Consider the following 17,314-nt stretch of genomic DNA (forward strand, 5'->3'; position numbering starts at 1 on the left):
CCGTCGGACAGGACGAACGACGACGACGGCCCGCCCTCCGGTGGGAGGACGGGCCGTCGGGGACTGCTCGGGGGCGAGGCGCGAACGCCTGACCACCCGGGATCAGTCAGGGCCCCGAAGCCGGAGTGACCACCGTGATCCGAGCAGTCGCCAGCCCGGGGCCCACTGCTCCATCACCGGAGTAGGTGGCGATCAGCTCGACCGTCCGCGGCTTGCCGAGCGGACCGATCGTGAAGATCGCCTTGCCGTTGCGAAGTTCCGCGGCCGGCAGCTTCGTGCCGTCCACGGACAGCACCACTGTCCCAGTAGGAGCTTGGTCAGCGTCCGAGGTAACCGCGACCTGGACCTGTGCCTTCTTGCCGGTCCTCACCTGGTCCGGTGCATCGATCGTCACGGACGATGCCACGGGGCCAGCCTCCACCACCTTCAGCTGCGCGCTGCCCTGGCCCGGGTCGGTCGCCACGTCGCCGGCGTACTCCGCCACCAGCTCCACGGTCCCCGCCTCGGCGAACGGGCCGACCTCGAAGGTCGCCTTGCCGTCCTCGAGCTCCACCGCCGGCAGGTCGGTGCCATCCACGGACAGCACCACCTCACCGGTCGGTGCCGCCTCGGCAGCCGAGCCGACCTCGACGACGACGTCGCCCTTGGCACCCGTCTCGAGCTCCTCCGGCGCGGTGACCGTCACGTCGGACGCGACGTTCTCCGGGTCGGCGAGGTCCATGACCTGCACGTCGCGGTAGAAGACGTTCTCGCCACCGCCGTGGTTCTGCAGGCCGATGTAGCTGGGCCACGTCAGGCGGTTGGGCTGGCTGTCCGGGCTGGTGAAGTCGTTGACCAGCACGTCGTTGAGGTAGATGCGGATCCTCTTGCCCTCCACCTTGATCTCGTAGTGGTTCCACTGGCCCTCCGGCTTGAGAGCCGCATCGCGGGCCGGGAGGTCGGCGGACTGGAAGTTGTAGACCGCGCCGGTCGTGCTGTCGGCGTCGTCACTCCGGTCGATCTGGATCTCGTAGCCGTTGTCGACCGCGACCCACGGGTCGGTGCCCGGGTTCGGGAACCCGACGAAGACGCCACCGTTGTCGTCCTTGGTGAGCTTCCAGTCCAGCTGCAGCGAGTAGTCGCCCTCGAGCGGCTCCGAGTGCCACAGCAGGCCGAGGCCACCGTTGGTCTTCAGCGTGCAGTCGGCTTCACGGGTGAACACGCCGGGACCGGCCATGTTCCAGTCCTCGAGGCTCTCCGCGGTGCCGTCGAACAGCGTCCGGTAGCCGGGGTCGGCCTCGGTCGCCTCGCAGGTGTCCGGCTCGATGACCGGGTCACCGCTGACGCGGAACCAGTCGAACGCGCCGACCTGGCTGCCGGTGCCGTTGTAGGCGGCGACGCCGATCTTGGGCGCGACCAACCCCGTGGAGGGGTAGCCGGCGCCCATCGACTGCCAGGTGGTGCCCTGGTCGACCGACCAGCGGCCCTGGACTGCGGTGCCGGTGGAGACGAGCTGCAGCTGCAGCTCGTCAGGAGCCGCACCCTCGGGCAGGTCGGCGTTGGTGTAGACCATGTCGCCGTTGATCCGACGACCCAGCTCGAGCACCCAGTCGCCGTCCGGCTTCTCCATCGCCACGAACTTGGCGTAGTTGGACGCGTTGGTCCAGGCGACGAGGCCACCCTGCAGGTAGTCGTCCGTGCCGGTCATCGTGAGCTGCGTCGTGGCGGCCCACGTGTCGTCGGCGGGCGCGTCCTGCAGGATCATGTTCTTCGCGTCGACTGCACCGCCGGACAGGTCGCCGGACTGGGCGTTGATGCGCAGCTGGCCACCGGTCAGCGCGACGCCGGTCGCCGTCTTGTTGAGGATGGTGCTCCACCGGCAGGTGTCGAGCGTCGTGTCGTCGAACTCGTCGTCGGCACCCGGCGCCTCGTCCGGCGCGCAGGCCGAGCGGGCTCCGAGGTCGAGGTAGTCGATGTTCACGTTGCCGTTGTCGCCGGCGTCGCGCTGGATCCTGACGACGTTGGCGCCGGCCCGCAGCTCGAGCTGGTCGGTGACCGAGCCCCACTCCTTCCACGTGGCGAACGGCGGCAGCGACAGCTTCTTGACGAAGACGTCGTTGACGTAGACCGACATCACCTTGGTCTGGTTGGCCTGCGGGTTGGGACCGTTGGCGTAGCCGAGCTTGACGGCGTGGAACCCGGCCGTCGTCGCGGTCACGTCGAAGGTCACGCTCGCGCCGTCGACCTCGAATCCACCGACGTAGCCGGTGCCGCTGTAGCCGGCGTGCTCGGTCTGCACGCGGTTGCGGTCACCGGTGACGGTGCCGTCCTCGGCCTCGACGCGACCGGCCGTCGGGTCGACGACCTTGACGTGGTCGAGGTTGACGTTGCCGTCGTCGCCCTGCTCGTAGGCGATCCCGACGCGGGTGACGCCGGCGGGGAGCGTGACGCGGGCGGTGTAGGTGCCCCACGTCTTCCAGTCGGCGAACGGCGGGAGCAGGATCTGCTGGCGCTCCTCGCCGATGTAGAGGCTCATCTTCTTGGTCTGGTTGGGCTGGGGGTTGGGGCCGTTGGCGTAGCGGATCTGGAGGTCGTAGGTGCCCGCCTTCGGCGCCACCACCTCGACCGTGGTGCCCGAGCCGACCGTCTGGATGCCGTCGACGAAGCCCGATCCGGTGTAGCCGGCGTGCTCGGTCGCGACGCCGGCGGTGCCGGACAGCTCGCCGTCCTCGAGCTCGTAGATGCCGTCCGGAGCGGGCTCCGGGTCGGTCGCGACGTAGCCGGGGTAGCTGTTCAGGGTGTACCAGGCCTCGGTGCTCCACAGCGTCTCGTCCGACGCGGACGAGAACGGGCGCGGGGAGCGCAGGTGCACGACCCGGTCGGGCTTCATGCCGGCGACCTGGAGGGTGACCGTACGGCCGTCCTCGCTCGCGGTCGCGCTCGTGACGTCGAGCGACTCCTCGTCGAGCTTGGGACCGCCGTACTGCGCGGTGGCGCGGTAGCGCCACTGCTCGAGCCGGTACTTCGACGCGAGGTCCGCGAGGGTCGCGGCCGAGAGCGGCTGGGTGTAGGTGATCTCGAAGCCACCCTCGACGACGTCCATCGACTCCATGTCGAAGGGCACGTCACCGCTGACGTCCAGCTTCTGCAGGCCGTAGCGGAGCTTGCCGGTCTGGCCCCAGTTGCCGCCGGCGCCGAGGCCGCCGATGATCAGCGAGCCGTCGGGGCCCTTGAGCACGCGGCTGACGCCGGCCTCGAGGCCCTGGGTCATCCGGAACAGCGCACCCTGGTAGCGGCCGTCGACCTTCTCGAGGTCGGCGCGCTGCAGGCCGCCGTAGGTCACGTCGCCGATGAACATCTGGCCGGCGTACGGGCCACCCTCGACCACGACGGGGGTGCTCGGGGAGTTGGCGATCTCGTTCTGCGGCATCCACAGGACGGGCTTGGTCACCGGCTGGTCGTCGAAGCGACCCGGGGTGCCGTCCTTCTCGGTCGTGTAGTGGTTGTAGAACTCGCCCGGCTTGATCTCGAGAAGCTTGGAGGCCGGCAGCCAGCCGCCCTGGTTGTCGGTCACGAAGATCTCGCCCTCGGGACCCCAGCCCATGCCGTGCGGGGTGCGCAGGCCACCGGCGACGTAGTCGATCGCGCCGGTGTCCTTGTCGATGGTGATGTGCGTGCCGCGGTCCTGCGAGCCCTGCGGGACGGTGGTGGCGCCACCGAGGTTGATGGAGACCGACAGGTTCACGTGGAACTTGCCGTCCTTGTAGAGCATGCCGAAGCCGAACTCGTGGAAGTTGCCGTCGAACGGGTACGTCGCGATCTCCTGGCTGCCCGCGTAGACACCGTCGGTCCCCTCGCCGGTCAGCTTGATGAGGCCGGTCTTCTCGGAGATGTAGATCTCGCCGTCGACCACCGAGATGCCCTGCGGCTCCTTGAGCCCGCCGGCGATCTTGGTCCTCGTCACGTCCGCAGGCGAGGCGGCGTCCTGGACGCCGCTCAGGCGGTAGAGCTCGCCGAGCTCGACGTTGCCCTGGTCGTTGCCGTTGCCGCCCCAGGTCAGGACGAGCAGGTCGTCACCGTCCCACTCCAGGCCGGTGACCTGCGGCTCGAAGCCGTCGGCGCGCAGGTTGACGAGGTCGTACGCCGGGTTCAGCCCGTCGAGCTGGAGGCCGTCGCCGGCGGAGTCGTCCTGACCCTCGCACTGCTTGAAGCCGGGGGCGGTGACGCGGGTGACGTTGGCCTCGGTGCTGAGCGCGGACGTCGGCACCACGGCGAAGGTGCTGGAGCCGGGCGGCATCCACTCGAGCGTCAGGCGCTCGCCGCCGCCGGCCTCGAAGTAGTCGAGGCGCAGGGCGTGCTCCGTGCCGGCGGTCAGCGTGAAGCTGCCCTCCTTGGCGGTGTCGCCGTGCAACCCGTCGTGGTCGACGACCACCTGGTCGTCGATCTGCAACCGCGACCCGTCGTCGCTGGTCAGGCGGAACATGTAGGTGCCAGTGGTCTCGACGCTCAGCGTGGCCAGTGCCTCGACGACGAAGTTGTCCTGGAGGCCCCCGAAGTCGGCGGGCGTGCTCCAGTCGATCGTCTGCTTGAGCTGGTCGACGTTGGGCGTCTGACCGGCCTTCAGGGTGCACAGCTCCGAGATCGACTGACCGAGCTGGAAGGCGCGCATGGTGAGGCCGGGCTCGTCACCGGCGGGGATCGCTGACGCGCTGGGCGTGACGGCGGCGAGGCTGGCCGCCACGGCGGTGGCCAGTGCCGCGGTGGCCCAGCGGGTCCCGCGGCGAGACCGAGCGCCTGCGGCGCGCGATCGGGGGTGGACGGGGGACAACGACACCTGGACCTCCTGGGACCCCGGCGGCGTGACGCGCGCCGGGACGGTTGTGACGACGCTCACCCTAGGTCGGATCCGACAGTTTGTGAACAACTTTTGACTGCCAATCGTCATAAGGGGTGGACCCCGTTACAGTCGCCCCCGTGCTCGAGGACCTCGGACGGCTGCTGCACCGCTGGAGACGCCCGGTCCTCGCGACGTGGGCGGTGGTCGTCGTGCTCGGGGCCGTCCTCGGCGGCTCGGTCTTCGACCTGGCCGAGGCCCCCGACCCGCTGCGCGACGACAGCGAGTCGGCCCAGGTGCAGGAGCGGCTCGAGGCGGCCGACCCCGAGGGCGAGCTGGTGGTCGCCGTCCTGTCGGGGGCAGACATCTACGGCGTCGACCTGATCGACCAGGCCACCCGCACGCTGCACGACGTACGCGACCTGCCGGACGTCGTCGAGGTGCGCGACCCGTGGACCACCGGCGCGCAGGACCTCGTCCGGCCCGACCGGTTCGGCACCGTCGTCACCGTCGAGATCGACCACACGGTCGACCGCGAGCGCGCCCTCGCTGCCGCCGCGGAGGTCGAGAAGACCCTGCAGCAGGTCGGCATGCCGGAGGTGCTGGTGGGCGGTCCGCTCCTCGCCGAGGAGGCCTTCGGCGCGCAGGCGGTGCAGGACGCCGCGCGCGGCGAGGGCATCGCGATCCTCGTGCTGCTCGTCGTCCTCACGCTCGCCCTGGGCGGGCTCGTCGTCGGCCTGCTGCCCGTGGCGACCGCGCTCGGCTCGGTCTGCGTGGCCCTGCTGGCACTGGCGGGCCTGGCCCGCCTGACCCCGGTGAGCGACTACGCCGTCAACGTCGTCACGCTGCTCGGCCTCGGTCTGGCGGTGGACTACGCCCTGCTGGTCCTCGGTCGCTTCCGGGAGGAGCGGGCAGCGGCCGCGCCCGGCACCGACGTCGCGGCGGCGCTCGGGCGCACCCTGGCCACCTCCGGGCGCACGGTCCTCGTCTCGGGCCTCACCGTCGCCACCGCGCTGGCCGGCCTCCTCGTGCTGCGTGACCCGGTGCTCTCCCCGATGGCCGTCGGAGGTCTCGTCGCGGTGGCCGGCGCCACCCTGACCGGCCTGACCCTCGCCCCCGCGCTGGTCGCCGTGTCACACGACCGGATCCCCGCGCCTGCGCCGGGACGCTTCCTGGGCGGCACCCCCAGCGCCCACGCGCTGCTGCCGCGCCTGGCGCGGTTCGCGCAGCGCCGCCCGTGGCCGGTGCTGCTCGGGTGCACCGCGCTGCTGCTCCTGCTCAGCACTCCCCTGCTGTCCCTCGACCTCCGCAACTCCGACACCCGCTCGCTCCCCCGCGACAGCGAGCCGCGACTGACGCAGGCCGCGATCGAGGACCGCTACCCCGACCAGGTGGCCACCCCGATCACCGTGCTGGTCGAGGCGGAGTTCACCTCCCGGGAGACCGCCGACGCCATGGCCGGGCTGGCCGGCATCCCCGGGGTGGTCGACGTGCTGCTGTTCGACCCCGTGCCCGGCGACGTCAGCCAGCTCCTCGTGGAGCCCGAGCCGGACGCCGCCGGCGACTACGACGGCCCGAAGGTGCAGGACCTCGTCCGTCGGATGCGGGCCGCCGACCTCGGCGTCGACGTCCTGGTCGGCGGGCCCACCGCCGAGCTGGTCGACACCCGTGACGCGCTCGCCGACCGGGCTCCGACCGCGGTGCTGGTCGTCGCGCTGCTCACCGCGGTGCTGCTGGGACGGCTGACGCGATCCGTCGTCGTACCCGTCAAGGCCGTGGCGCTCAACCTGCTCTCCCTCGGTGCGACCCTCGGCGTGGTGGTGGCGATCTTCCAGCGCGGCTGGGGCTCGTCCCTGCTCGGCTTCGACTCGTGGGGCGCCCTCGACGTCACCACTCCGCTGCTGCTCTTCATGTTCGCGTTCGGGTTGTCGATGGACTACCACGTCTTCCTCGTCGCCCGGATCCGCGAGGCGTGGGACGACGCCCTGGCCCGGCCGAGGCGCAAGCGGGATCGTGGCAGGGACCTCCGCGCGCTCAACGACGACGCCGTCCTGACCGGGATCACCGCCTCAGGTCCGGTGGTGACGCTCGCCGCGGTCGCGATCGGGATCGTGTTCCTCGGCTTCGCCCTCGGCGAGCTGATCGCGGTCAAGGAGATCGGCGTCGGGATGACCGTGGCGGTGCTGCTCGACGTGACCGTCGTGCGCGGCCTGCTGCTGCCGGCGTCGATGACGTTGCTGGGCCGGTGGAACTGGTGGCTGCCCGGACAGGGGCGGCCGGACTGATCCGGACTGAGGGAGGCTCAGCGCTCGTCGGTGGTGGCGGAGGTGCCAGGAGTGTCCGAGCCGTCAGGGGCGCCGGACACGTGCGGCTCCTCGGAACGCTGCACCGGCTCGTCGCCGTAGACGCCAGCGTCCTTGGCCGCCTGCGCCTTGCGCAGCTGCTTGACCAGGCTGAACGCGATGATGACGACCGCGATGATCATGAAGATCCACACCGCGAAGCCCAGCGGACCCGCCTTCACCTCGGTGTCCTCCGGCATCGGGTCGTCCACGAGCGTGATGATCAGCAGGTCGAGCATGCGCCTAGTGTCCCACTTCCCCCTCACGGAGCGGGGGTCGGGATCCCCGCGAAGAGATCGTCCTCGGGCAGCGTGCTCTCGACGGTCGACTCGACCAGCTCGTAGTCCTCGGTGGGCCAGGTCTTCTGCTGGATCTCACGCGGGATCGCGAACCACATGCCGTCGGGGTCTATCTGCGTGGCGTGGGCGAGCAGGGCTTGGTCGCGGACCCCGAAGTAGTCGCCGCAGGGCACCCGCGTGGTGATCCGATCGTCCCACTCCGGCTCGCGCTCCCACTTCTCGAGACGCTCGGTGTAGGGCGACTCGAGGTCGTGGGCGAGCATCGCCTCGTGGAGGGCGTTGGTCTTCGCCCAGCTCCAGCCGTGGTGGTAGTAGAGCTTCATCGGCTGCCACGGCTCCCCCGCGTCGGGGAAGCGCTCCGGGTCGCCGGCCGCGTGGTAGGCGGCGACGGAGACCTCGTGGCAGCGGACGTGGTCGGGGTGCGGGTAGCCGCCGCGCTCGTCGTACGTCGTGAGCACGTGGGGACGGAACCCGCGGATCAGCCGCACAAGGCGCTCGGTGGCCTCCTCGAGCGGTACGAGCGCGAAGCAGCCCTCCGGCAACGGCGGCAGCGGGTCGCCCTCGGGCCAGCCGGAGTCGACGAAGCCGAGCCAGTCCTGCCGGATGCCGAGGATGTCCCGGGCGCGGTGCATCTCCTCGCGGCGGATCTCGGTGATGTTCTCCCAGACCTCCGGGCGGTCCATCTTGGCGTTGAGCACGGAGCCGCGCTCGCCGCCGGTGCAGGTGACGACGTGGACGTCGACGCCCTCGGCGACGTACTTCGCCGTCGACGCGGCTCCCTTGCTCGACTCGTCGTCGGGGTGGGCGTGGACGTGCATGAGTCGGAGCCCGGTGCGCGACCGGTCCGCGGGGGGCTGGGCCATGGGCTGGAGTCTAGGAGGAGGGACTTACGCTTCTGTGCGTGACCACCGACCTCACCGATCGCTACGGCGCCCCCGCCCGGTGGCGGCGTCCCGCGGCCGTCGGGCTCGCGGTCGTCCTGGCCGTCGTCGGACTGACCTGGCTCGCGTGGACGGCGTGGTTCCACGGCAGCCCAGACGTCCGCTCCGAGGTCATCACCTTCGAGGTCACGAGCGACCACGAGATCGAGACGCGCGTGGACGTCCAGCTGGAGGACGGCGTGGAGGCCAGCTGCCGCGTACGCGCCCTGGCCGAGGACAAGACGGCCGTCGGGGAGCTCGCCTTCACCCCGGTCGACGGCGTCAACGAGGTCGTCATCCGCACCGAGCGCCGAGCCACCACGGTGGAGAAGCTCGGGTGCACCTCGCCCGACCAGCCGCGTCCGCGCTGAGTCGTCGGCCTGCACTTTTGCCGCAGGCTTGCTAACCTGATCGTTCTGCCCGTCCGGGTGCGCTGGCCCACGTCCGTCGCCGCGCCGACTCCGATCGGACGGAAGAATCCCACCGACCCGATGCGGGCGCGCTGAGGCACACCCGCATCCAGTACCACGTGAGCAGGAGCACCGACATGACCGACCAGGGCACCGTCTGGCTGACCCAGGAGGCCTACGACAAGCTGCAGGCCGAGCTCGAGGACCTCAAGGGCCCCAAGCGCCAGGAGATCATCGAGAAGATCGCCGCCGCGCGCGACGAGGGCGACCTCAAGGAGAACAGCGGCTACCACGCCGCCAAGGACGACCAGGGCAAGCAGGAGGCCCGCATCCGTCAGCTCGAGGACATGCTCCGCAAGGCCGAGGTCGGCGAGACGCCGCCCAACGACGGCATCGTCGAGCCCGGGATGGTCGTGACCGCCCGCATCGACGGCGGCGACGAGGAGAAGTTCCTCCTCGGCGCCCGCGAGAACCTCTCCGAGGGCGACACCCTCGACGTCTACTCCCCGCAGACCGCCCTGGGATCTGCGATCAACGGCAAGAGCAAGGGCGACACGGTCAGCTACACCGCGCCCACGGGCAAGGAGTTCTCCGTCGAGATCGTCGACGCGGAGCCCTACAAGGCCTGAGCCTCACCTGCCAGTCACCGTCTCGAGCGGTGTGTGGGGGGATTCCGGAGTCCGGAAGTCCCCCTCGCGCACCGCTCAGCGGCATTTGTAGGCGTGTCCTCAGGGGAGCGGTGTCACACGCGGCTTCGGCGCAGCCGAAAGGCCGCTCAGGCACCGCTCGGTGGCGTACGACGCTCAGTTGTCGACGCGGTAGCCGCGCTCGCGGAGCCGCGCCTTCAGGTGCTCGGCGTGCGCGTCGCCGCGGGTCTCGAGCTGGACGCGCACCTCGACCTCGTTGAGGGTCAGCGACGGCGAGATCCGCTCGTGGGCCACCTCGAGCACGTTGGCGCCCTCCGCCCCGACCTCGGCGAGCAGGGAGGCCAGGCCGCCTGGCAGGTCGGGGATGCACACGCGGAGGTAGAGGTAGCGACCGGCAGCGGCGAGGCCGTGGCGGATCACCTTGCTGAGCAGGAGCGGGTCGATGTTGCCTCCGGACAGCACCGCGACGGCTGGGGTCTCGAAGCCGGTCGGGTTGTCGAGCAGCGCCGCGACGGCGGCAGCGCCGGCGGGCTCGACGACCTGCTTCGCGCGCTCGATCAGGGCGAGCAGCGCGCGGGACAGCGACTCCTCCGAGACGGTGACGATCTCGTCGACGTGGTCGCGCACCGCCGCGAAGGTGATGTCACCGGGCCGGCCGACCGCGATGCCGTCGGCCATCGTGCTCATCGACTCGAGCGGCACGGGCCGGCCGGCGGCGAGCGAGCCGGGGTAGGCCGCGGCGCCCTCCGCCTGCACACCCACCACCCGTACGTCGGGGCGCAGCGCCTTGACCGCGATCGCCACGCCGGCGAGCAGACCGCCGCCGCCGGTGGGCACCAGCACGGTGCGCACGTCCGGCGCCTGCTCGAGGACCTCGAGCCCCAGGGTGCCCTGCCCCGCGACGATGTCGACGTGGTCGAAGGGGTGGATCAGCACCGCACCGGTCTCGTCCGCGAACTCCCGGGCTCGCGCGAGCGAGTCCTCGAGGTAGCGGCCGTGGAAGACGACGTCGGCGCCGTAGCCCCGGGTCGCCTTCTCCTTCGGGATCGGCGCCCCCTCGGGCATGAAGACCGTGGAGCTGATGCCGAGCGTCGAGGCGGCGAGCGCGACACCCTGGGCGTGGTTGCCGGCGGACGCGGCGACGACGCCCTTGGCCCGCTCCTCGGCGGACAGTCGCGAGATGCGGACGAAGGCACCGCGCGACTTGAACGAGCCGGTGCGCTGGAGGTTCTCGCACTTCAGCGACACCGGTCCGCCGACGAGGGCGGAGAGCCAGCGCGACTCCTCCATCGGCGTGGTCACCGTCAAGCCCTCGAGCACCTCGCGTGCGGCGACGATGTCGGCCAGGGAGCACTCGTCGGTCATGCCTCGTCCTTGATCTTGTCGTCGTCGTCGAGGTCGTCCGGGACCGCGAGCGGGCTGTCGTCGTGGATCTCGTCGCGTTCGTTGGGAGGTGGCCCGATGTCCTCGTCGAGCGCGTCGTCGGGATCGTCCTCACCCACGTCGGTGTAGGACCCGAGGTGCTGGGCGACGGCGTTCCCAGCGGCCGCGAGGGGTACGGCGATGAGCGCGCCCGCGATGCCGGCCAGGATCACCCCGCAGCCGATCGCCACGATCACGCCGAGCGGGTGGAGCGAGACGAAGCGGCCCATGAGGAACGGCTGCAGCACGTGTCCCTCGACCTGCTGGACGAGGATCACGCCACCCAGCATGAGCAGCGCCGTCCACGGACCCTGGTCCACGAGCGCGACGAGGATCGCGACGAGGCCGGCCACGGTGGCGCCGATCATGGGGACGAACGCGCCGAGGAAGACGAGCACGCCGATGGCCACCACGAACGGCACGCCGAGGAACCACGCGACGAGCATGATCCCGATCGCGTCGACGAGGGCCACGAGGACCGTGGCCCGCACGAACTGGGTGAGCGACACCCACGCCACGCGGCCCGAGGCGTCCACGCGCTCGCGCGCCGCGCGGGGGGTGAGGCGCACCAGCCACGACCAGATCCGCTCGCCGTCGGCGAGGAAGAAGTAGGCCGAGAACAGCACGATGAAGAAGCCCGCGACCACGTGGCCGACAGCGGTGCCGACCTCGGTGGCACGGGTGACGATGCCGTCGGCCCCGGTGCTGCCCGAGACCGCCGACTGGACCTGCGTGATGTAGCGGTCGAGCTGCGAGTCCGAGATGCGCAACGGACCGGAGCGCAGCCACTCCCGGACCTGTCCGAGGCCGGTGACCACGGAGTCGGAGAGGTCGCTCGCCCCCTGCGCGACCTGCTGGCCGACGAAGGTGAGCAGCAGCGTGACCGTGCCGAGGCCGAGGAGCATCACCACACCGGTCGCGAGGCCGCGCGGCACCCCGACCCGGCGCAGCCAGATGACGGTGGGACTGGCCAGTGCGGCGACGAGGAGCGCCACGGCGATCGGCAGGGTGATGACGGCGAAGAAGCGCAGCGTCCACAGCAGGCCGAGCGTCGCGATCGCGATCGCGATGAGCCGCCAGGACCAGGCGGCGGCGAGGTCGAGGCCCCACGGCACCTGGGCGCGGCTGAAGTTGGAGGGTCCGGTGGTGAACGCCGGTCCGGTCCGGCGCTCCGCACGCCCCTGGGCCCACTGGGCGACGATGCGCTCGGCGAGCCCGTCCTCCTCGCGAGCGAGCGCGGCGAACAGCCGTCGCCGTCCGGACTCCACCTCGCGGTCGCCCGGGGTGTCGGCCGAGGGCCTGCTCTGCTCGCTCACGTCGGTCACGCTACCGATCCCCCGCAGCCCTGAGACCACCCAGCAGACGGTGCGCCGCGAGCGGGTGCTCCTCGGCCAGCAGGCCGGCGGCGGCGAGCACGTAGTCGTGGTCGACGACCACGCGCGGGTCGCGCGGCAGCTGCCAACCCCCCTCGAAGGCGTCACCCGTGGCAGGCGTCAGCACCCGGCGTACGGCGTCGGGACCGCCGTGGCGCAGCACGCCGCCCGAGCCGACCAGGAGATCGACCTCGCGGAGGTCCTTGCCGCTGCGCTCGACCACGCGGCCCTCGGGGCTCACCACGACCCTGCTGCGGCCGGCGTGGCGCTCGAGGGCGATCCGGACGGCGGCCGCGGCGATGTCGAGGTCGGCGTCCTGCTCGGCAGCCGGGTCGGGGCAGCTGACCGGGAGGAGGTCGGGCCGCTCACGGCGGCGTACGGCGGCGTCGTGCAGGTCGTCGCGACGTGCGGCCTCGACGGTTGAGACGGCCGACCAGCGCATGCCGAGGTCGCCCTCGACCGTGCGGGTGACCGGCGTGGTGGCGACGACCTCGCGGGCCAGACCGCTGTCCTCGGGGTCGAGCTCGACGACGCTGTGCACGTCGGTGGTGGCACCGCCGACGTCGACGACCACGACGTCACCGGCCCCCCGGTGCTGGTCGCCGAGACCGCGGGCGAGGAGCTCCACACCGGTCAGCACGACGTCGGGTGTCGCCCCGCGCACCATCGAGGTGAACGTGCGGCCGCGGTCGTCGGTGCGGCTGCTGAGGTGCTTGCCGCCGATGACGTGGCTGAGGAAGATCTCGCGGATCGCCCGGCGCGCGCTACCGGGGGCGAGCACGCCGATGCGCGGCACCACGTTGTCGGCGAGGACGTGCGGCGTCCCGGAGCCGGCGAGCAGCTCCGCGACCAGGGGCTGGGACTCGACGTTGCCGGCCACCACCACCGGCCCGGGCCACGGCTGCCCGGCCAGGAACCGTGCGTCGCCCTCCAGCACCTCGGCGTTGCCTCCGTCGGTGCCACCGACGAGCAGCACCACGTCGGGCTCGGCCGCCCGGAGCGCGGCGAGCTTGCGGTCGTCGAGGCCGCCGTGCAGCACGAGCACGACCTTGCCACCGCTCGAGAGCGCGACCCGGCGGCCCGCCTCGGCGGTGACCAGCTCCTCGTTGCCGACGACCGCGACGCGGAGCCCGCCACCGGCGCTGGAGCAGGCGAGCACGTCGGCGTCCTCGGCGCGGCGATCCTGCCCGACAAGCGCGGCCACACAGGCGTCGTACCCGTCGAGGACGTCGCCGGCGCCGGTCGCGTCCGGGAGCGTGGTCGGGTGGCTCGCGGTGGCGAGGAGCTCTCCGGTCGTGCGGTCCACCAGCACGGCCTTGGTGAACGTCGACCCGAAGTCGACGCAGACGACCGCGCTCACACCAGCACCGTCAGGGCGACCACCACGATGATCGCGATCACGGCGAGGACGACGAGCTGCGCGCCGAACCCGTGGGGGAGGTCGGTGCCCTCCCGGATCGCGCGCTCGGCCTGGCGGTAGCGGTACCAGCCGACGCCCGCGGTCATCGCCGACGCGAGCAGGAGGGCGATGCCGAGGGCGACGTTGGGCCAGATCCCCTCGAGCAGGTTGAGGGCCCCCACGGCCGCCACCATGAGACCGATCGCGGTGCGCTCGTAGGCGAGCAGGGTCCGCTCGTTGGCCAGGAGGTAGCGGGGGTCAGGTGCCTCGTCCACGTCTCAGCCCAGGGAGCGGTCGAGGTCGGCGACGAGGTCGTCGACGCTCTCGATGCCGACGCTCAGCCGGATGAGGTCGTCCGGCACCTCGAGGTCGGTGCCCGCGACGCTCGCGTGGGTCATCCTCCCCGGGTGCTCGATGAGCGACTCGACGCCGCCCAGCGACTCCCCGAGGGTGAACACCTCGGCCCGCTCGCAGACGGCGAGGGCCTGCTCGAGCCCGCCCGCGACCCGGAACGAGACCATCCCGCCGAAACGCTTCATCTGGCGGGCCGCGACCTCGTGGCCGGGGTGGGCCGCGAGACCGGGGTAGATCACCTCGGTGACTCGCGGGTCGCCGTCGAGGAACTCCACGATCCGCTCCGCGTTGTCGCAGTGGCGGTCCATGCGGACGCCGAGCGTCTTGAGGCCGCGGTGCGTCAGGAAGGCGTCGAACGGCCCGGCCACCGCGCCCATGGCGTTCTGGTGGTAGCCGACCTTGTCGGCGAGCTCGAGGTCGCGCACGATGACCGCTCCCCCGACGACGTCACTGTGCCCGCCGACGTACTTGGTCGTCGAGTGCACCACCACGTCGGCGCCGAGCGTGAGCGGCTGCTGGAGGTAGGGCGAGGCGAAGGTGTTGTCGACCACGAGGAGGGCGCCTGCGTCGTGCGCGACCGTGGCCAGCGCCTCGATGTCGCCGATGGTGAGCATCGGGTTGGTGGGCGTCTCGACCCACACCAGCTTGGTCCGGCCGGGCTCGATCGCCGCGGCGACGGCGTCGGTGTCGGCGACCGACGCCGAGCTGTGGTCGGTGCCCCAGACCTTGGCGACCTTGTCGAAGAGGCGGTGCGTGCCGCCGTAGGCGTCGTCCGGGATCACGACGTGGTCGCCGGGCCGGGTCAGCGCCCGGATGATGGTGTCCTCGGCGGCCAGGCCGGAGGCGAAGGCGAACCCCTTCTCGCCGTCCTCGATCGCGGCGAGGGCACCCTCCAGCGCCGTACGCGTCGGGTTGGCGGAGCGGCTGTACTCATACCCGCCACGCAGGCCGCCGACGCCGTCCTGCTTGTAGGTGCTGCTGGCGTAGATGGGCGGGTTGACCGCCCCGGTCATCGCGTCGGGCTCGTAGCCGGCGTGGATCGCACGCGTCTCGAACCCGGCCTTGTTGGCGCGTTCCTGGGTCACAATGCCGAGGGTAGACCCCGCGGCCCTCGGCCCGGACAGCGGAACGGCCGCCGCACCCCCCGATGCGCACCTGTGCCGGCCACCCGGCGAGACGCGGTCGCGGCCCTTGCCCTGCGCGCGACAATGGAGGCATGTTCGGATTCGGCAAGCCCACGACCCTGCCCACCCCCGACCAGGCGCTCCCGGGGCGCGAGCAGCAGATGTGGACCCTGGGCGAGCACGTGGTCCTCCACACGCCCGTCGTCTCCGACGACGTCCCGGAGGGCCACGAGGTCGCCGTCCTGGGCCTCGGCTGCTTCTGGGGCGCGGAGGAGGTCTACTGGCAGCTCCCCGGCGTCTGGTCGACGTCGGTCGGCTACGCCGGCGGCAGCACCCCCCACCCGACGTACGACGAGGTGTGCAGCGGGCACACCGGCCACACCGAGGCCGTCCGCGTCGTGTTCGACCCCGCGAAGGTGTCGTACGCCGACCTGCTGAAGAAGTTCTTCGAGATCCACGACCCGACCCAGGGCATGCGCCAGGGCAACGACGTCGGCACCCAGTACCGCTCGGCGATCTACTGGACCACGCCCGAGCAGGAGCAGACCGCCCGCGAGCTGACCAAGGTCTACGGCGAGGAGCTCGCCCGCCGCGGCCTCGGCGAGATCACCACCGAGATCCGCCCCGCCAGCGAGACGCCGTACTACTACGCCGAGGAAGCGCACCAGCAGTACCTGGCCAAGAACCCGTTCGGCTACCGCTGCCACGCCAACACCGGCGTGGCCTTCCCGGCCTGACCAGCCGCATGACCGACACGGTCCACGTCACGGACAACGCCGACAGGAACCGCTACGAGGCTCGCCTCGACGGTGAGCTCGCCGGCTTCGCCGAGTACCAGCTCACCGACCAGCTGATCGTCTTCACCCACACCGAGGTCCAGCGGGTCCACGAGGGCAAGGGTGTCGGCTCGGCGCTGGCCAGGTTCGCCCTCGACGACGTGCGAGAGCGCGGCGGACGCCGGGTGCTCGCGATCTGCCCGTTCATCAAGACCTGGATGCTCCGCCACCCCGCGTACGCCGATCTCCTCTACGACCGGCCGACCTCGGTCGTCCACGACTGAGCGGCGACATCGCGCCACGTGCGCGACGTCGCTGCAGGGGTGTCGATCCGGGCCCTGCTCGTCCGTCAGAGTGGTGACGGGCCGCACGGGGCGGCCGCACAGGAGGAGTGACATGACGAAGTACGCCATCTACTTCAACCAGCAGTGGGTGGGCGACCACCCCGCCGAATGGTACCAGTCCCGTGTGGAGCCGAGCACCGCGGTGGTGAGGGAGATCGAGGCCGCCGGCGCCCTCGTGTTCGCCGGCGGGCTCGTGGAGGACCGCTCCGAGGCCTTCAGCGCCGACGCCACGAGCGGCACGATCACGATCACCGACGGCCCCTACGCCGAGACCACGGAGTACCTCGGCGGGATCACGATCGTCGACGTCCCCGACCTCGAGACAGCGAAGATGTGGGCGGGGAGGATCGCCGAGGGCTGCGGATGGCCGCAGGAGGTCCGCGAGATCAAGTAGCTCGCCGACGCCGGCCGCTCGGACGGGCCCGGACGGCCTACTGCGCGACCCAGTCGGTGAAGCTGCGCGGCTCGCCGAGCCAGTCCGTGGCGGTGTCGTTGCCGTCCGGGTGCGTGCCGGCGACCCGGACGGCGACGCGGACCCGCTCCGGCGACCCGAGCGCCTCGCGGGAGATGCGGATGCGGACCCGCTCGGTGTCGTGGTCGACCCGCATCCGGTAGGAGCCCTCCACGGGCTCGGGCGAGAAGTCCGAGAAGCCGTCGACCTCGAGCAGGTTGTAGTCGGTGCCGAGGAAGAAGCCGCCGGCGAAGAGGTACTCCGGGCCGCGGTCGTCGGGGTCGGTGTCGAGGAACACCGACCCCGACGAGCCCGTGCGGTACGACGGCCGCAGGTCGGTGTGGGTCGTGGTGACGACGACGTTGGCGGCCTTGTGCTCGACCTCCACCGACCGGAGGTCGACGCCGTGGCCGAGGTCCTTCGGGTCGGAGACCCCGATGCCGTCGGCGTTGGCCGGGAGGGCCTGGGTCAGGGCGAGGGCAGAGACCGCCAGGGTCGCGGCGCTCAGGAAGGTCCTACGCATGGTGCTGGTCCGTTCTCTCGTCGGGCCCCGGACGGGGTCGTACAGGGAGACGCGGCAATGCGCGCCGAGGTTGTCACCGATCGCCCCCATGGCTGGCATGATCCGCTTCTCATGCAT

15 protein-coding genes are annotated in these 17,314 nt (G+C 71.5%); 6 read left to right on the forward strand and 9 right to left on the reverse strand.

Features of this window, described 5'->3' with window-relative positions; translation table 11 throughout:
- Positions 1-106: 106 nt before the first annotated feature.
- On the reverse strand, positions 107-4,813 hold the full coding sequence (locus tag ACFQW6_RS02465; protein ID WP_378540813.1) for a family 16 glycoside hydrolase: 4,707 nt from the start codon (positions 4,811-4,813) through the stop codon (positions 107-109).
- A 140-nt stretch (positions 4,814-4,953) separates the two neighbouring features.
- Between ACFQW6_RS02465 and ACFQW6_RS02470 the strand changes: the two genes are divergently transcribed.
- Positions 4,954-7,098: an MMPL family transporter gene (locus tag ACFQW6_RS02470; protein ID WP_378540816.1), complete on the forward strand. Its 2,145-nt coding sequence runs from the start codon at positions 4,954-4,956 to the stop codon at positions 7,096-7,098.
- Between the two features lie 17 nt (positions 7,099-7,115).
- Here ACFQW6_RS02470 and ACFQW6_RS02475 read toward each other — a convergent pair whose 3' ends face one another.
- A complete protein-coding gene (locus ACFQW6_RS02475; RefSeq protein WP_378540819.1) occupies positions 7,116-7,394 on the reverse strand; it encodes a hypothetical protein in 279 nt (92 codons plus the stop codon).
- Positions 7,395-7,417: 23 nt separating this feature from the next.
- Complete coding sequence (gene mca, locus ACFQW6_RS02480) at positions 7,418-8,317, reverse strand: mycothiol conjugate amidase Mca (RefSeq protein ID WP_378540821.1); 900 nt, start codon at positions 8,315-8,317, stop codon at positions 7,418-7,420.
- A 38-nt stretch (positions 8,318-8,355) separates the two neighbouring features.
- Here mca and ACFQW6_RS02485 point away from each other — a divergent pair, with 38 nt between their 5' ends.
- Positions 8,356-8,745 (forward strand): DUF4307 domain-containing protein, encoded by a 390-nt coding sequence (locus tag ACFQW6_RS02485; protein ID WP_378540823.1) that lies wholly within the window; start codon positions 8,356-8,358, stop codon positions 8,743-8,745.
- Positions 8,746-8,921: 176 nt separating this feature from the next.
- Positions 8,922-9,413, forward strand: a complete 492-nt coding sequence (gene greA, locus ACFQW6_RS02490; RefSeq protein ID WP_378540825.1) for a transcription elongation factor GreA — start codon at positions 8,922-8,924, stop codon at positions 9,411-9,413.
- 174 nt (positions 9,414-9,587) lie between these two features.
- Here the strand turns inward: greA and ilvA are convergent, their stop codons facing one another.
- From ilvA to ACFQW6_RS02515, 5 genes are read right to left on the reverse strand one after another with little or no spacing between them, the layout of a single operon-like run.
- On the reverse strand, positions 9,588-10,796 hold the full coding sequence (ilvA, locus tag ACFQW6_RS02495; protein WP_378540828.1) for a threonine ammonia-lyase: 1,209 nt from the start codon (positions 10,794-10,796) through the stop codon (positions 9,588-9,590).
- On the reverse strand, positions 10,793-12,169 hold the full coding sequence (locus ACFQW6_RS02500) for an AI-2E family transporter (RefSeq protein WP_378540831.1): 1,377 nt from the start codon (positions 12,167-12,169) through the stop codon (positions 10,793-10,795). The genes ilvA and ACFQW6_RS02500 overlap by 4 nt, the downstream gene beginning before the upstream one ends.
- 10 nt (positions 12,170-12,179) lie before the next feature.
- Positions 12,180-13,586, reverse strand: a complete 1,407-nt coding sequence (locus ACFQW6_RS02505) for a glutamate mutase L (protein WP_378540834.1) — start codon at positions 13,584-13,586, stop codon at positions 12,180-12,182.
- Complete coding sequence (locus ACFQW6_RS02510) at positions 13,583-13,900, reverse strand: YidH family protein (protein ID WP_378540836.1); 318 nt, start codon at positions 13,898-13,900, stop codon at positions 13,583-13,585. Before ACFQW6_RS02510 ends, ACFQW6_RS02505 begins: the two co-directional genes overlap by 4 nt.
- Positions 13,901-13,903: 3 nt before the next feature.
- Positions 13,904-15,064 carry a cystathionine gamma-synthase gene (locus ACFQW6_RS02515; RefSeq protein ID WP_378540839.1) on the reverse strand — a complete coding sequence of 387 codons (1,161 nt, stop codon included), beginning with the start codon at positions 15,062-15,064 and terminating at the stop codon, positions 13,904-13,906.
- A 131-nt stretch (positions 15,065-15,195) separates the two neighbouring features.
- Here ACFQW6_RS02515 and msrA point away from each other — a divergent pair, with 131 nt between their 5' ends.
- The 3 genes from msrA (at position 15,196) to ACFQW6_RS02530 (ending at position 16,617) form a co-directional block, all read left to right on the forward strand.
- Positions 15,196-15,840: a peptide-methionine (S)-S-oxide reductase MsrA gene (gene msrA / locus ACFQW6_RS02520; protein WP_378540842.1), complete on the forward strand. Its 645-nt coding sequence runs from the start codon at positions 15,196-15,198 to the stop codon at positions 15,838-15,840.
- 8 nt (positions 15,841-15,848) lie between these two features.
- The gene (locus tag ACFQW6_RS02525; protein WP_378540845.1) at positions 15,849-16,163 is read left to right on the forward strand and encodes a GNAT family N-acetyltransferase; all 315 of its coding nucleotides are present in this window, start codon (positions 15,849-15,851) and stop codon (positions 16,161-16,163) included.
- A 112-nt stretch (positions 16,164-16,275) separates the two neighbouring features.
- Positions 16,276-16,617, forward strand: coding sequence for a YciI family protein (locus ACFQW6_RS02530; protein WP_378540847.1), 342 nt, complete (start codon positions 16,276-16,278; stop codon positions 16,615-16,617).
- Positions 16,618-16,654: 37 nt separating this feature from the next.
- Here the strand turns inward: ACFQW6_RS02530 and ACFQW6_RS02535 are convergent, their stop codons facing one another.
- Positions 16,655-17,197, reverse strand: coding sequence for a hypothetical protein (locus ACFQW6_RS02535; protein ID WP_378540850.1), 543 nt, complete (start codon positions 17,195-17,197; stop codon positions 16,655-16,657).
- Positions 17,198-17,314 lie beyond the last annotated feature (117 nt).

It is taken from the genome of Nocardioides sp. GCM10028917 (assembly GCF_042666175.1).
Classification (GTDB): domain Bacteria; phylum Actinomycetota; class Actinomycetes; order Propionibacteriales; family Nocardioidaceae; genus Nocardioides.

Bases quoted from the DNA above. Each gene is read 5' to 3' on its own strand.
- ACFQW6_RS02475 (WP_378540819.1), bottom strand. From the start codon at position 7,394: ATGCTCGACCTGCTGATCATCACGCTCGTGGACGACCCGATGCCGGAG.
- mca (WP_378540821.1), bottom strand. From the start codon at position 8,317: ATGGCCCAGCCCCCCGCGGACCGGTCGCGCACCGGGCTCCGACTCATG.
- greA (WP_378540825.1), top strand. From the start codon at position 8,922: ATGACCGACCAGGGCACCGTCTGGCTGACCCAGGAGGCCTACGACAAG.
- ilvA (WP_378540828.1), bottom strand. From the start codon at position 10,796: ATGACCGACGAGTGCTCCCTGGCCGACATCGTCGCCGCACGCGAGGTG.
- msrA (WP_378540842.1), top strand. From the start codon at position 15,196: ATGTTCGGATTCGGCAAGCCCACGACCCTGCCCACCCCCGACCAGGCG.
- ACFQW6_RS02525 (WP_378540845.1), top strand. From the start codon at position 15,849: ATGACCGACACGGTCCACGTCACGGACAACGCCGACAGGAACCGCTAC.
- ACFQW6_RS02530 (WP_378540847.1), top strand. From the start codon at position 16,276: ATGACGAAGTACGCCATCTACTTCAACCAGCAGTGGGTGGGCGACCAC.
- ACFQW6_RS02535 (WP_378540850.1), bottom strand. From the start codon at position 17,197: ATGCGTAGGACCTTCCTGAGCGCCGCGACCCTGGCGGTCTCTGCCCTC.